Genomic DNA, 14,734 nt, shown 5'->3' on the forward strand with positions numbered 1-14,734 from the left:
TTATTTCTTGGGAATCCCGCTGAAAGATCGCCGAACCCGGCGAGGTTCGACCAGCCCCAGCCGAACAGGAGGACCGCCGGTGAGTCATGCGACGGCGCGCACGCGGGTACTCGGCGTCAACCCGCTCGGATGTCCGGATCCGGGCCTGGCGGCCGCGGTCGCCAGGGGCGGCGGCCTCGGGATCGTCGAAATCGGGTCCACAGTAGACGGACGCGTCCCGTTCGGTGTCCGGATCCCGGCCGGCCGCACCGTGCGGGACGAGGAAGTGCGGGAAAGCGGCGCGGGGCTCGTGCTGCTGGCCGAGGGGGCGGTCTGGCGGGGCAGGGCCGGCCTCCCCGTGCTGGCCGAGGTGACCGGTGTCGAGCAGGCCGTCCGCATGCTCGACGCCGGCGCCTCCGGTCTGGTGGCGAAGGGGGCCGAAGCGGGCGGTTCCGATCTCACCACGTTCGTCCTGCTGCAGCGGTTGCTGGAGCGGTTCGGCGAGGACGTCCCCGTGTGGGCGTTCGGCGGCATCGGGCCGCGTACGGCGGTGGCCGCGATCGCGGGCGGCGCGGCGGGCGTGGTGCTCGACGGGCTCGGCCTGTTCCCCGACGCCGACGTGCCCGCGGCGGCCCGGAACGAGCTCGCCAGGGCGGACGACGGGCTCAGCGCGTTGTTCGCGAAACGCTTCGAGGACGCGGAAAGCGCTGTCCGTTCGGTCGTGCGCTCGCTCGCGGCGCCGTCGGCGGTCCCCTCGGACCAAGGCGTACGGCTGTGCCGCACGTTGGGGACCCGGCTGCCGGTCGTGCAGGGGCCGATGACGCGGGTGAGCGACCAGCCCGGTTTCGCCGCCGCGGTCGCCGCGCACGACGGCTTCCCGTTCGTCGCGGTGGCCACCGCGAACGGCGCCAAAACCGCCGAACTGCTCGGCCGCACCGCCGAAGCGCTCGGTGAACGGCCGTGGGGAGCGGGCATCCTCGGGTTCGTCCCGGAGGCCCTGCGTGCCGAGCAGCTCGCGGCGATCCGGGCGGCGCGCCCGCGCTGCGTGCTGATCGCGGGCGGAAAACCCGCGCAGGCCAAAGCGCTGGAGGCCGAGGGCATCGCGACCTTCCTCCACGTGCCGTCGCCGATCCTGCTGCGTCAGTTCCTCGACGCCGGGATCCGCCGGTTCGTCTTCGAGGGCGCCGAATGCGGTGGGCATATCGGCCCGCGGTCGAGCTTCGTGCTGTGGGAGCAGCAGCTGGACGTCCTGCGCGAACACGGCGCCAACGACGTCGAGGTCCTGTTCGCAGGTGGGATCCATGACGCCCGCTCCGCTGCCATGGTCTCGGCGATGGCGGAGCCCCTGAGCGGCGGCGTCGGCGTCCTGATGGGCACCGCGTACCTGTTCACCGAAGAAGCCGTGACCCACGGCGCCATCACCGAAACGTTCCAGGATCGCGTGCTCGACGCGGGGTCCACGGTCACCCTGGAGACCGCGCCCGGGCACCTCACCCGCTGCCTGCCCAGCCCGTACACCGACGAGTTCGCCGCGGTGAAGGCCGGGCTCCGCGCGGACGGCGTCCTACCGCAGGAGACATGGCAACGGCTGGAGGAGCTGAACACCGGACGGCTGCGGATCGCCAGCAAGGGCATCAAGCGGCAAGGCGACACGCTCGTCGAGGTCGACACGCTCGGGCAGCTCGCCGAGGGGATGTACATGGCGGGACAGGTGACCGTCCTGCGTGAGGACCGCACCGACGTCGCCGCCCTGCACCGGGAAGTCACCGACGGCGCGGCGGAGCTGCTCGCCGGCCGCGTTCGCGACGAAGAGTCCGTTGTGGACAGTGACATCGCGATCGTCGGGATGGCGTGCGTGTTCCCCGGCGCACCTGATCTCCCGGCCTTCTGGTCGAATATCCTGCATGGCGCGGACGCCGTCACCGAGGTGCCGGATCAGCGCTGGGACAAGGACGTCTACGCCGACCAGTCGACGTCGAAATGGGGCGGTTTCCTGCCACCGGTGGACTTCGATCCGCTCGCGTACGGCATCCCGCCCAAGTCGATGGGCAGTATCGACCCGGCCCAGCTGGTCTCCCTGCAGACGGCGTGGCGGGCCCTCGAAGACGCGGGCTACGGCGAAGGCGGCTTCGACCGTGAGCGCACCAGCGTCATCTTCGGCGCCGAGGCCGGGGGAGACCTGGCCAACGCCGGTGTCCTGCGCGCGCTGCTTCCGAGCTACCTCGAAGACGTCCCGGAGGAGCTGCTCGCGCAGTTGCCGGAACTGACCGAGGACTCGTTCCCGGGCACGCTCGCCAACGTCATCTCCGGCCGGATCGCCAACCGGCTCGACCTCGGCGGCACCAACTACACCGTGGACGCCGCGTGCGGCTCCTCGCTGGCCGCGCTCGACCTCGCGGTGAAGGAACTGCGGGCGGGCACGAGCTCGATGGTCCTGTGTGGCGCCGTCGACCTGCACAACGGGGTCAACGACTACCTCATGTTCACCTCGGCCGGTGCGCTGTCGCCGACCGGGCGATGCCGTCCGTTCGACGCGTCGGCGGACGGGATCGCGCTCGGCGAGGGCGTCGCGTGCCTCGTGCTCAAGCGGCGGTCCGACGCCGAACGCGACGGCGACCGGGTGTATGCCGTGGTCAAGGGTGTCGGCGCCGCCAGCGACGGCAAGGCGCTCGGCCTCACCGCGCCGCGCCCCGAGGGGCAGCGGCGGGCCCTGGCGCGGGCCTATCGCGACGCCGGGGTGTCGCCGGCGGACGTCTCGCTGGTGGAAGCGCACGGCACCGGCACAGTCGTCGGCGACGCCACGGAACTGACGACGCTTACCGAGTTCTTCCTCGCCGCGGGCGCCGGGCCGGGCACCTGCGCGCTGGGTTCGGTGAAGAGCCAGATCGGGCACACGAAATGCGCCGCGGGGCTGGCGGGCCTGATGAAGGCGGCGCTGGCGCTGTGGCACGAGGTCGTGCCGCCCACGCTGCATCTGAGCAGGCCGAACCCCGCCTGGGACGCCGAGAGCAGTCCCTTCACCTTCTCCACCGGAGCCCGGCCGACGCCGGTGCCGCGCGGCCGCGAGTTCGCCGGAGTGAGCGCGTTCGGGTTCGGTGGGACCAACTTCCACGCGGTGCTCGCCGCCCCGGGGGTCCCGCCGGCACGGCGGCACGGCCCGCGTGACTGGGATGCCGAGCTCGTCCTGCTCCGCGGCGCCGACGTGGAGTCCGCTCGTGCCGTGCTGCGGGATCTGCTGGCCGCCAGCGAAGGACGTCCGCTGCGGGAGATCGCCGCCCTCGCCGCCGAACGAGGCGGATCCGACCCTGTGCGGCTCGCGATCGTCGCGAGCGACCTCGCGGAGCTGCGTGAGGCCGCCGCGAACGGTGGGATCGTCGCGGACGACACCGAAGCCGGTGCGGTCGCGTTCCTGTTCCCTGGTCAGGGCAGCCAGCGGACGGGGATGCTGGCGGAACTGTTCGTGCACTTCCCCGAACTGGCTGACGTCCTGGGGCTCGCTCCCGACGTCGCCGCCACCACGTTCCCGCCGCGCGCCTTCACCGAGGAAGCCCGTACCGCGCAGGACGAGGCGCTCAAGGACACGCGGGTCGCGCAGCCCGCGCTCGGACTCGTCGAATCGGCGGTCTGCCACCTGCTCGCCGACCTCGGCGTCCGGCCGGATCTGCTGGCGGGGCACAGCTATGGCGAACTGACCGCGCTGTCGGTGGCGGGCGCGTTCGACACCGCGACGTTGGTGGCGCTCAGCCGGGCCAGGGCCCGCTCCATCGCCGAAGTCGCGGGCGCCGACCCGGGCGCGATGGCCGCGGTGAAGGCGTCCCGTGACGAACTGGCCGCCGCCCTCGACCACCCGGACGTCGTACTGGCCAACCACAACGCACCCGGCCAGACCGTCCTTTCCGGACCGACGGCCGCCATCGAGGAGGCGGTCCGCGAACTGCGGGCACAGGGGATCGGCGCCAAACGGATCCCGGTCGCCTGCGCCTTCCACAGCCCGCTGGTGGCCGGAGCGAGCGACGTGTTCGCCGTCGACCTCGACAACGCCGAGATCGGCGAGCCGGGGGCGCCGGTGTGGTCGAACCGCACCGCGCGGCCGTACGAAGCCGGCGCCGTGCGCACCGAACTCGCCGCGCAGATCGGCTCGCCGGTGCGCTTCGTGGACCTGATCGAGGACATGTACGCGGCGGGCGCGCGCACGTTCGTCGAGGCGGGCCCGGGACAGGTGCTTTCCCGGCTGGCCAAGGAGATCCTCGGCGATCGTCCGCATACCGTGATCGCGTGCGACCCCGGCGGCCCGGGGTTGCGCGGGTTCCTCACCGCGCTCGCGCGCCTGGCGCTCATCGGCGTCGACGTGCGTACCGAACGGCTCTTCCGCGGCCGTGTCCGTGTCGGCCCGCTCCCCGAATCCGCTTGGACCGTGGACGGCCAGACCGTCCGCGCGCCCGGCGGCGAGGTCCCCGCCCATGGGCTCGTGCCCGCCCGACGAATCCCGAGGACGACCATGAACCAGCCCGCGCCCGGTCGTGACCAGGCCGTCGTCGAATTCCTCCGCACCAGCCGCGAAATGCTGGCGGCGCAACGGGACGTGATGCTGGGGTACCTCGGCACCGCGCCGCTCGCCCCCGCTCCGGTGCAGGCGCCGGTCGTGCCCGCGTTGCTGCCGCCGGTCGAAGCCCCGGTCGTCGTGCCCGCGCCGGAACCGGTCGAGGAGGCCTCGGAGGCCCCCGTCACGGACGTCCTGGCCACCGTGATCGGCGCGATCAGCGAACGCACCGGCTATCCGGCCGAGATGATCGACGCCGATCTGGATCTGGAAGCGGATCTTTCCATCGACTCGATCAAACGCACCGAGATCGCGGGCTCGCTGCTCGCGAAACTCGGCCTCTCCGGCCGGGTGCACGACGACGCCCAGGATCAGCTCAGCCGCGACCGGACGGCGAGCGCGCTGGCCGCGCGGCTGCGGAAGTGGCTCGAACCGGCCGTCCCGGTCACCGTGGTGGCGACTCCCGACGAGGCCCCCGCCGGAACCGCGCCAGGCCGGTACCTGCTCGATCGCGTGTCCGCGCCGCTCGGCACGCCCGACCTCGCCAAGGTGGCGGGCAAAACGGTCTCGGTGAGCTTCGAGCCCGGCCAGGAGGAACTGGCCGATTCGGTCCGCGCGGTGTTCGCCGACGCGGGTGCCCTGCCCGCCGAGCAGGAGGCCGACGTCCTCGTCGTGCTGAATCCCTTGTCTGACGCCGAAGAACCCGTCGCGGCGCAGGTGTTCGGCCTCGTCAAGAGCGCCAAGGGCGCGGTGGTCGTGGTGGCGGAGACGGGCGCCGGGCACACCGCCGGGCTGCGCGGTCTCGTCCGCGCCGCGGCGCGGGAACGGAGCGAGCCGACCAGGCTGGTCGAGCTGGAGTCCACTGTGGACCTCGGAAGGATCGTGCTGGAGGAGGCGATCGCCGACGGGCCGTCCGCCGTCCGCTACGACACGGCGGGACGCGCTGCGTTCGAGCCTTCCGCCGGTTCGCTCGGTTCCGTCGCGTATGCGGGCGCGGGCCCCGGCGGTGGAGAGGTCAAGGCGCTCGGCCTCGACGCGGATTCCGTGCTGCTGCTGATCGGCGGCGCCCGCGGGATCACCGCGCGGGCGGCGGTCGCGCTGGCGGCGAGCGGATGCCGGATCGAGCTGGCGGGCCGCACCCCGTGGCCAGCCGAACCGGGTGACGAGGACCTGCCCGGTGACGCGCCGGCCATGCGTTCGGCGCTGGCCGCGCGGGGTGGTTCGCTGGCGGATATCGAACGCCGGGTGCGCACCGTGCTGGCTCAGCGTGAGATCGCGCGGACGCTCGACCAGATCGCCGCGGCGGGCGGCACGGCGGCGTACCGGCAGCTCGACGTGCGCGACGCCGCCGCCGTCCGGCAGGTGGTCAAGGATCTGCACACCCGCTACGGCCGCATCGACGGCGTCGTCCACGCGGCCGGGGTGATCGACGACAAGCTGATGGCCGACAAGGACGAGCAGTCGTTCCGCACGGTCTACGGGACCAAAGTGGACGGTGCGCGAGCACTGCTCGACGCGCTGGAGCATTTCGGCGTGCGGCCCGGGTTCGTGACCTTCTTCGGCAGTATCGCCGCGGTGCTGGGAAACCGGGGCCAGACCGACTACGCGGCGGCGAACGACGCGCTCGAAACCCTCGGCGGACAGTGGGCGGACCGCACCGGCTGCCGGGCGCTGACCGTCCATTGGGGACCGTGGGCGCCCTCGGACGATCACGCGGGCATGGTGTCACCGGAGCTCGCGCGTGAGTACGAGCGCCGCGAAGTGGCGCTGATCGATCCGGACGAAGGCACCGCCGCGCTCCTGCGCGAACTGGCCTACGGCCCGGCCGACGTCCGCTCGGTGCTGTACACGGCGTCGCTGTGGTGAACCAGGAGCCGGTCGCGATCGTCGGGATGGGCGTCTTCCTTCCCGGCTCGTCCACTGTGGACGAATATTGGCAGAACATCGTTTCGGGTACCGACGCGATCACCGAGATCCCGCCGCACCGCTGGGATCCGAGCTTCCACGACGGTGACGGCCGCACGCCGGACCGCACCTACGGCAGGCGCGGCGGATTCGTCGCCGACAGCCTGGACTTCGACGCGACGGCGCTCGGTATCGCGCCCAGCACCGTCGCCGGGATGGAGCCGGACCAGCTGGTCGCGCTGGCGGTGGCCGCGTCCGCGGTCGACGACGCCGGCGGTCTCCGGCGGCTGGGCGACCTCGAACGCGTCGGCGTGATCCTGGGCAGGGGCGGCTATCTCTCGCCGGGGCTCCAGCGGTTCGACCAGCGGGTCCGGTCGGTCCGCCAGATCACCGGCGCCGTCCGGGATCTCCTGCCGTCGGCGCGTCCGGAGATGCTCGACCGGCTCCGGGACGCGTTGCTGGAACCGCTCGGCGAGTTCCGGCCGGACACCGCGATCGGGCTGGTGCCGAACCTCGCCGCGTCGCGGGTCGCCAACCGGCTGGACTTCGGCGGCCCCGCGTACACGGTCGACGCCGCCTGCGCGTCCTCGCTGCTCGCCGTGGACCAGGCGATCGGCGAACTCGCGCGCCGTCGCTGTGACGTCGTGCTGGCCGGCGGCGTGCACCACTGCCACGACGACACGCTCTGGTCGATGTTCACGCAGCTCGGCGCCCTTTCGCCGAGCCAGCGGATCAGCCCGTTCTCGCGCGACGCGGACGGTCTCCTGATCGGCGAGGGCACCGCGATGGTCGTGCTGAAACGGTTCTACGACGCGCGTCGCGACGGCGACCGGGTCTACGCGGTACTGCGCGGCTCGGGGACATCGAGCGACGGGAAGGGCGCGAGCCTGCTCAGCCCGGCCGTCGCCGGTCAGACGCTGGCCCTGCGGCGCGCGTGGGCCTCGGCGGGCCTCGACCCCACCGCGCCCGGTGCGCTCGGCCTGCTGGAGGCGCACGGGACCGCGACCCCGGCCGGGGACGCCGCCGAACTGGCCACCCTCGCCGAGGTGTTCGGCCCGCCGGACGGTCCTCGCGCGGCGATCGGCGCGGTGAAGGCGATGATCGGGCACACCATGCCGACCGCCGGCGCCGCCGGTCTGGTCAAGGTGGCGCTCGCGCTGCATCACGCCGTCCTGCCACCGACGCTGAACTGCGCCGACCCGAGCCCGCTGCTGGACAAGACCCGCTTCCGCACCCTGCCCGACGCCGAACGGTGGCGGTCGGGTGACGTCCCGCGCCGGGCGGCGGTCAACGCCTTCGGTTTCGGCGGGGTCAACGCGCACGTGGTGCTGGAAGAGGCCGATCCGGCGCCGTCGCGGCCGAGGCGGGCCAAGGTGACCGGGGAACCCGAGCGAGTCCTCCTACTCGCGGCGCCCACACTCGACGGATTGCGCACCCTGCTCGATCGCCCGGATCCGGAATCCGGCGGCCACGGTCCATGCCGGATCGGGATCGTCGGGCCGACCGGGAAACGGCTCGAAGTCGCGCGGAGGGTGCTGGCGAAGATCGCGGCCGAGGGCGGTTCCTGGCACGGGCCCAACGACATCTGGTGCACGACGGCGCCCTTGCTGGAGCAGGCCGGGGCGAAGACCGCGTTCGTCTACCCGGGGCTGGAAGCGGACGCGGAACCGCGCTGCGCCGACGTCGCCCGGCATTTCGGCCTGGAACGGCCCGAATGGTCGACGGCGAGCGTGCTCGCCCGCGCCTCCAGCGTGTCCCAGGTCGGGTTGCTGCTCGACACCGCGCTGCGGCGGCTCGCGATCACCCCCGACGTCCTCGCCGGGCACAGCGTCGGCGAATGGACCGCGATGCAGGCGGCGGGGATGTACCCCGGACAGTCCACAGAGGACATGCTGAACCGGTACTGGCCGCAGGGATTCACACTGCCGGACGCCGAGTTCCTCGTGCTCGGCTGTTCGGCGGAGCGGGCCGAGGCGCTGCTCACCGCCGAGCCGGAACTGATGATCTCCCACGAGAACGCGCCGCGGCAGACGATCGTCTGCGGTGACCCGGCCGCCGCGGGGCGGCTCGCCAAACTGTGCGCCCAGCACGGCGTCGTCGCCAGGACGCTGCCGTTCCGGTCCGGGTTCCACACCCCGCTGATGCGGTCGCGGCTCGGCCCGTTCACCCGGCTCGCGGCCGAACTGGACCTGAAGCCGCCGCGGGTCCCGGTGTGGTCGGCGACCACGGCCCGGCCGTATCCCGCGGATCCGGTGGAGGTCCGCGAGCTGTACCTGGCCCACCTGGTGCGCAAGGTCCGGTTCCGGGAGCTCGTCGACGCGCTCTACGCCGACGGCGCCCGGGTCTTCGTGCAGGCGGGTGCCGGTCAGCTGGGTTCGTTCGTGTCGGACACGCTGGGCTCGCGGCCGCATCTGGTCATCCCGGCGTCCTCCGGTACGAGGGCGGGCCTCGCCCAGTTGCGCCGGGTCGCGACCGCGGTCTGGGTGGAGGGCGGGCGGCCCGCGTTCGACGCGCTGGAGCCGCGCCGGACCCGGATCGACACGGCGGGCACGCTGCTCTCGGTCGAAGGCGACGTCAAGGGCATGTTCGCGGGCGCCGGTGATATGCCCGAACTGGGCGATGGAATCCCGGACGCGATCGTCGCGGAGTTCACCGCGCTGCTGGCGGAGACCCGAGCCGCCGCGGCGAGTGTCGCCAACGCGGCGGCACGACGAACGGTCGAGTCCACTGTGGACGTCTCGCTCGCGACGATGCCGTATCTGGTCGATCACCGGTTCTTCCGCCAGCGCGAGGACTGGCCGGAGGAGGCGGACTTCCGTCCCACCGTGCCCGCGACCACACTGGTGGACCTGGCCTGCCGGGAAGCGGAACGGGCCTGGCCGGGCACGGTCGCGACGGGGGTGAGCAACGCGGCGTTCTCCCGCTGGCTGATCGCCGCCCCGGCGGTACGCGTGCCGCTTTCGATGACCCGCGAGGGCGACCGGATCAGTGTCCAAATCGGACCGCACGCCAGTATGGACGTCCACCTTGCGCAGCGTTATCCCACGGCCCCGCGGCCGTCTCCGCCGCCGGGGCCGGAAACGGCGCCTCCGTTGAGCGCCGCCGAGATCTACACCCGCCGCGAGATGTTCCACGGTCCGGCGTACCAGGGGCTCGACAAACTCATCGGGCTCGGCGAGCGGCACATCCGCGGCGACCTCGTCGTACCGCCGGCGCCCGGCGCGCTGCTGGACAACGTCGGCCAGCTGCTGGGCTGCTGGCTGATGGCGACCAAGGCGGACGCGCTGCTGGCGTTCCCGACGTCGATGGGCCGGGTCACCTGGTTCGCACCGGAACCGGCGCCGGGCACGAAGCTGCGCTGCGTGGTCCGGGTCCGGCTGCCACGCCCGGATGTGCTGGAGATGGACGCGGAACTGGTGCTGGACGGCGCCGTGCTGGCCAGGATCGAACAGTGGCGCGACATCCGGTTCCCGTGCGACCGGCCCGCCCATCGCGTCTACGCCTTCCCGGACCGGCATCGGCTGTCCGAGGATCACCACGGCGGCTGGACGGTGGTCACGGACCGGTGGCCGAGCCCCGCCGCACGGGACATCTACGCCGGCGTCTACCTCGGGACGGCGGAACGCGCCGAGTTCGCCGCCTGCGCGCCGCGACGGCAGCGTGGCTGGCTGCTGGAACGGATCGCGATCAAGGACGCGGTCCGCGCGAAACTCGGCCTGGACGGCGTGTACCCGGCGGAACTCCGCGTGAGCGCCGACGGAACCAGGGTGACCGGGCTGCACGGCCTGGTCGTGCCGCCGCTGGCGGTGGCCGTCGCGTCGGCGGGCGAGGTCGCGGTCGCGTTGGTGCGGGAAGAGTCCGCGACGCCTCCCCGGATCGCGGTCCGGGCCGAGGGCGAGCTGGCGGGGCTGGCCGAGGAGATCGGTATCGGGGCGGAATTCGCCGGAATCCCCGGGCACGTGGTGGCCTGGAACCGCGGGTAGGAACAGGAGTAGAGCAATGACCATCGAACAGCAGAGTCCGGCGTCGGTCTTCGGCACCGTGGCCGAGTTGCTGAAGGAACTGGTCGGGGACACCGACGTCCTCGGCATCGAGATCACCCCGCAGACCACCTTCCACGAGGATCTCCAGCTGGAGAGCATCGATCTGGTGACCTTCGCGAGCATCCTCGCCGAGTTCTTCGGCGCGGACGTCAACCTCGCGGAGTTCCTGGCGGAGAAGGACCTCGACGACGTGATCGAGCTGCGGGTCGGCGACATCGCCGACTACGTGGCCGCCCGCCTCGGCGAACGGGGCTGAGGCGGTGCCGACCATGACCGTCAACGGGCTGCGCACCAACGTGCAGCTCGTGCCCGGCGGGGGCACGGAGACCGTGGTGTTCTTGCACGGGATGGGCACCGACAGTCTCGCGAGCTTCTACCTCACGCTCGCGCCGCCGGTCGCCGCCGCCGGGGTGGACGTGATCAGCTACGACCTGCGCGGGCACGGCAAGACCGAACGCCCGGAGCGCGGGTACACGATCGCGGATTTCGTCGCCGATCTCGACGACCTGCTCGACCAGCTCGACCTCGACCGGCCCGTGCACCTGGTCGGCAACAGTTTCGGCGGCACCCTCGCCTACAGCTACGCCGTGGCGAAACCGGAGCGGGTGCGCAGCATCGTGTGCATCGAGTCGGAGCCGGCCACCGAACTGTGGGCGGACAAGATGTCGCAGATCCTCGAACACACCGTGCGGTTCTTGAAGGTCGAGGAGAGCTTCGACTGGATCGAGGCCAACTACAGCGCGCATCACCGGCGGCTGGCGAGAATGGCCGCCGAGCGGATCATGTCGACGTCGATGGCCGAAGAGGTCCCACTCGGTCCCTTGCTGACGCTGGACCAGGTCGCGGGGATCGGCTGTCCCGTACTGTCCATTTTGGGCAGTCACGGCTACCAGGCCGACGATCTCACCGCGCTGACCTCGTTGCTGCCCCGGGGCGAGCTGCACGTGTTCGAGGGCCAAGGGCATTCGGTGCTCGTCGAGCAGCACCGCGAGGTCCGGGAGCTGCTGCTGAACTGGATCGACCGGCACGGGAGGCCACGCGGATGAGCCGGTTCCTGCTGGTCGTCCCGCCGCTCACCGGACATGTGGCGCCGTTGCGCGCGGTGGCCGCCGAGCTGGTGGGCCGCGGCCACGACGTCGCCTGGTGCGGTCCGGAACCCACGACGTCCGAACTGACCAGGGCGGGACGGGTGTACGCGGCGGGAGACGCGCTGGAGTTCGCCGTCGAACGGCGTCCCGAAGGCCTGCGCGGGTTCGCGGCGCTGAAATATTTGTGGGAGCAGTACCTCGTTCCGCTGGCGGATGCGATGGTCCCGGGCGTCGAGAAGGCGGTGGAGGCTTTCCATCCGGACGTCGTGCTCGCCGACCAGCAGGCCTTCGCGGGCGCCCTGGTGGCGAGCCGCCGCTCCCTGCCGTGGGTGACGTCGGCGTCGACGTCGACCGAACTCGGCGATCCGCTGGGCGCGATGCCGAAGATCGCCGCCTGGGTCGACGGATTGCAGGAGGGCCTGCGCGCCCGGCACAAGGTGTCCTGTGGCGACTTACGGTTCTCGCCGGAGCTCATTCTCGCGTTCACCACCGTGTCCCTGACGGGCCCGATCGCCGACGTCGGCGCGGTCCGCTTCGTCGGGCCCGCGCTGGCTCCCGCGCCGCCCGTCGGCTTCTCGTGGGACCGGCTCGACGGCCGTCCGCTCGTCATCGCCACCCTCGGCACCGCCAACGCCGCCCTCGGCCGCCGGTTCCTGTCCGAATGCGTCGACGCCCTCGCCGGGATGCCGGACGTCCAGGGCCTCGTCGTCGACCCGACCGGCGAACTGCTCAGCGACGAAGTGCTGGTCGTCAAGCGGATCCCGCAAGCGGAAGTGGTGCGGAAAGCGGCGGCGGTCCTCTGTCACGGCGGGCACAACACCGTCAGCGAGACCCTGGCCTCCGGGCTGCCGCTGGTCATCGCGCCGATCCGGGACGACCAGTCGATGCTGGCTCAGCAGGTCGAGACGGCTGGCGCCGGGTTGCGTCTGCGTTTCGACCGCGCGAAGGCACCCGACATCCGCCGCACGGTCACCGAAGTGCTGACCGACCCCGCCTACGCCGCGGCGGCCGCGCGGGTGCGGGCCTCGTTCGCGGCGGCCGGGGGAGTCGTGGCCGCCGCGGACCACCTCGAGTCCTTGCCGCACTGACGCCTACCCGGATCATGCGTGCTTGGCGACGGAACTCGCGTGATTGGAGGCGGAACACCGAGTTCCGCCTCCAATCACGCGAGTTCGGTCTTCGATCACGCGAGTTCCGGCTCAGGTCATCGGGGTGACGTCGCGTGGAGTCCGGAAGGTGCGGGCCGCGATCCATCCACCGGCGGCCGCGGCGACGGCGGCGATCGCCAGCGACACCGGGATCGACCAGCCCGACGGCCGTCCGAGCGCGAGTGCCCGTGTCGCGTCGATCGCGTAGGTGAGCGGGTTGAGCGCCGAGACCACCCGCAGCCAGGACGGCATCGTCTCCAGCGGCATGTACGCGCTGGAGGAGAACATCAGCGGGAACATGACCACGAACGACGCCATCTGCAGGGTCTCGGCCTTGCGCAGCCAGGTCGTGATGGCGACGAAGATCCAGCTCAGGCACCAGCCGACGACGAGCGTGAGCAGCAGCGCCGCGGTGATCCCGAAAACGCCGCCGGTCGGCCGGAAACCCAGCAGCACCACGCTGGCGAGCGTGGTCACCAGCAGTTGCACGCCGAGCCGGGCGGAATCCGAAATGGTGCGCGCCACCAGGACGGCGGAAAGGCTGATGGGCATGCACCGCAGACGTCCGGTGAAACCGCTGTAGATCTCCGCGAGCAGGCCGGCGCCCGAACTCATCGCCGTGGTCATCGCGATGTTCACCAGTGTCGCCGGGACGAGGAAGTTCACGTATCCCTCGTACGCCGCGACCCCGGGCAGCGTGCTGACCCCGGTGAAGACCTGGCTGAACAACAGGAGCAGCACGATCGGTTGCAGCAGACCGAAGAACACCAGCCTGCGGTCGCCGAACGCCGTTTTCAGCGAGCGGGCCGCGAGCACCCGGACCTGGGTGGCGAAGGTGCTCGGCGGCCAGGTCGCCGGATTGGTCAGCACCGGCTGCGACGGTGCGCGGTGCCGTGCCTCGGTCATGGCGCGGCCGCCGGATTCCGGTGCAGCGAAAGGTAGACGTCGTCGAGCGTCGGCTCGGCGACGGTGAGGTCCTTCATGGGCGCGCCCGCCGCGTCGAGCGCGCGGACCAGCACGGTGATGTCGGCGGGCCCGGACAGCGCGACACCGATCACCAGCCCGGAGGCCGACGTCGTGCAGCCCATGCCGAGCCGGTGCAGCGCGGCCAGCGCCCGGCGGGCGGCCAGATCGGTGCCGAAGGTCAGTGTCGCGGTCCTTTCCCCGAGCCGCGCCTTCAGTTCCGACGGCCGCCCGGACACCGTGACGTGCCCGAGCCCCAGCACGATGACGTGATCCGCCAGTCTGTCCGCCTCCTCGAGGTACTGCGTGGTGAGCACGACGGTGGTGCCGCGCGCGGCGAGCCGTTCGACTCCGTCCCAGAGCCCGGCCCGGCTGAGCGGGTCGAGCCCGGTGGTCGGTTCGTCGAGGAAGAGGACGTCGGGGGAGCCGACCAGGCCTGCGGCCAGATCGAGCCGCCGTCGCATCCCGCCGGAGTACGTCCGCGCGGGGCGGTCCGCCGCGTCGTCGAGGCCGAACATGGCGAGCAGTTCGGCCGCGCGGGCCCTGGCCTGGCGCCGGCTCGCGCCCAGCAGCCTGGCGACGAGTTCGAGGTTGCCGCGGCCGGAGAGGGCGTCGTCGACCGCGGCGAACTGGCCGGTGACGCCGATCCTCCGCCGGACGTGATGCCCGGCGCGCACGACGTCGAAACCGCACACCTTCGCGCTTCCGCCGGTCGGCTTGACGCGGGTGCTGAGAATGTCGATCAACGTCGTCTTGCCCGCGCCGTTGTGGCCGAGCACCGCGAGCACGGTGCCGCGGCCGACCCGGAGACTGACGCCGGCGAGAGCCGTCACTTCACCGTAGTGCTTGGCGAGGCCGGTCACCTCGATGGCAGCCTGCTCCATTCGCCGAACGTAGCGGGCTTTTCGGTGCGGCCGCAATGAATACAGATGGACTCAGGATGCGCGTGACAATTCCACGACCACGGCGGCTGACGCGGGTGACAAAAGTGATCACCTGCGGTCTCGTGAGTGACAAGGACGGTTGGAACCGTCATTAACACTCATGGGACACAAGGCAAAACAGTTA

At 71.9% G+C, this 14,734-nt stretch carries 7 protein-coding genes; 5 read left to right on the forward strand and 2 right to left on the reverse strand.

Annotated features, from left to right (window positions below):
- Positions 1–79: 79 nt before the first annotated feature.
- From AJAP_RS15130 to AJAP_RS15150, 5 genes are read left to right on the forward strand one after another with little or no spacing between them, the layout of a single operon-like run.
- Positions 80–6,385, forward strand: a complete 6,306-nt coding sequence (locus AJAP_RS15130) for a type I polyketide synthase (protein ID WP_038511969.1) — start codon at positions 80–82, stop codon at positions 6,383–6,385.
- Positions 6,379–10,407, forward strand: a complete 4,029-nt coding sequence (locus AJAP_RS15135; RefSeq protein ID WP_038511972.1) for a beta-ketoacyl synthase N-terminal-like domain-containing protein — start codon at positions 6,379–6,381, stop codon at positions 10,405–10,407. The genes AJAP_RS15130 and AJAP_RS15135 overlap by 7 nt, the downstream gene beginning before the upstream one ends.
- A gap of 16 nt (positions 10,408–10,423) precedes the next feature.
- On the forward strand, positions 10,424–10,723 hold the full coding sequence (locus tag AJAP_RS15140) for a phosphopantetheine-binding protein (RefSeq protein WP_038511975.1): 300 nt from the start codon (positions 10,424–10,426) through the stop codon (positions 10,721–10,723).
- Between the two features lie 4 nt (positions 10,724–10,727).
- Positions 10,728–11,513, forward strand: a complete 786-nt coding sequence (locus tag AJAP_RS15145; RefSeq protein WP_038511978.1) for an alpha/beta fold hydrolase — start codon at positions 10,728–10,730, stop codon at positions 11,511–11,513.
- On the forward strand, positions 11,510–12,643 hold the full coding sequence (locus tag AJAP_RS15150; RefSeq protein WP_038511981.1) for a glycosyltransferase: 1,134 nt from the start codon (positions 11,510–11,512) through the stop codon (positions 12,641–12,643). The genes AJAP_RS15145 and AJAP_RS15150 overlap by 4 nt, the downstream gene beginning before the upstream one ends.
- 111 nt (positions 12,644–12,754) lie before the next feature.
- Here AJAP_RS15150 and AJAP_RS15155 read toward each other — a convergent pair whose 3' ends face one another.
- Both AJAP_RS15155 and AJAP_RS15160 read right to left on the reverse strand, forming a co-directional pair.
- Entirely contained in the window at positions 12,755–13,609 is an 855-nt protein-coding gene (locus AJAP_RS15155; RefSeq protein ID WP_038511984.1) for an ABC transporter permease, read from the reverse strand.
- Complete coding sequence (locus AJAP_RS15160) at positions 13,606–14,550, reverse strand: ATP-binding cassette domain-containing protein (RefSeq protein WP_038511987.1); 945 nt, start codon at positions 14,548–14,550, stop codon at positions 13,606–13,608. Before AJAP_RS15160 ends, AJAP_RS15155 begins: the two co-directional genes overlap by 4 nt.
- Positions 14,551–14,734 lie beyond the last annotated feature (184 nt).

The organism is Amycolatopsis japonica, from assembly GCF_000732925.1.
Taxonomy (GTDB): Bacteria; Actinomycetota; Actinomycetes; order Mycobacteriales; family Pseudonocardiaceae; genus Amycolatopsis; species Amycolatopsis japonica.

Coding starts and splice junctions, on each gene's coding strand:
- AJAP_RS15155 (WP_038511984.1), bottom strand. CDS start 13,609: ATGACCGAGGCACGGCACCGCGCACCGTCGCAGCCGGTGCTGACCAAT.
- AJAP_RS15150 (WP_038511981.1), top strand. CDS start 11,510: ATGAGCCGGTTCCTGCTGGTCGTCCCGCCGCTCACCGGACATGTGGCG.
- AJAP_RS15160 (WP_038511987.1), bottom strand. CDS start 14,550: ATGGAGCAGGCTGCCATCGAGGTGACCGGCCTCGCCAAGCACTACGGT.
- AJAP_RS15140 (WP_038511975.1), top strand. CDS start 10,424: ATGACCATCGAACAGCAGAGTCCGGCGTCGGTCTTCGGCACCGTGGCC.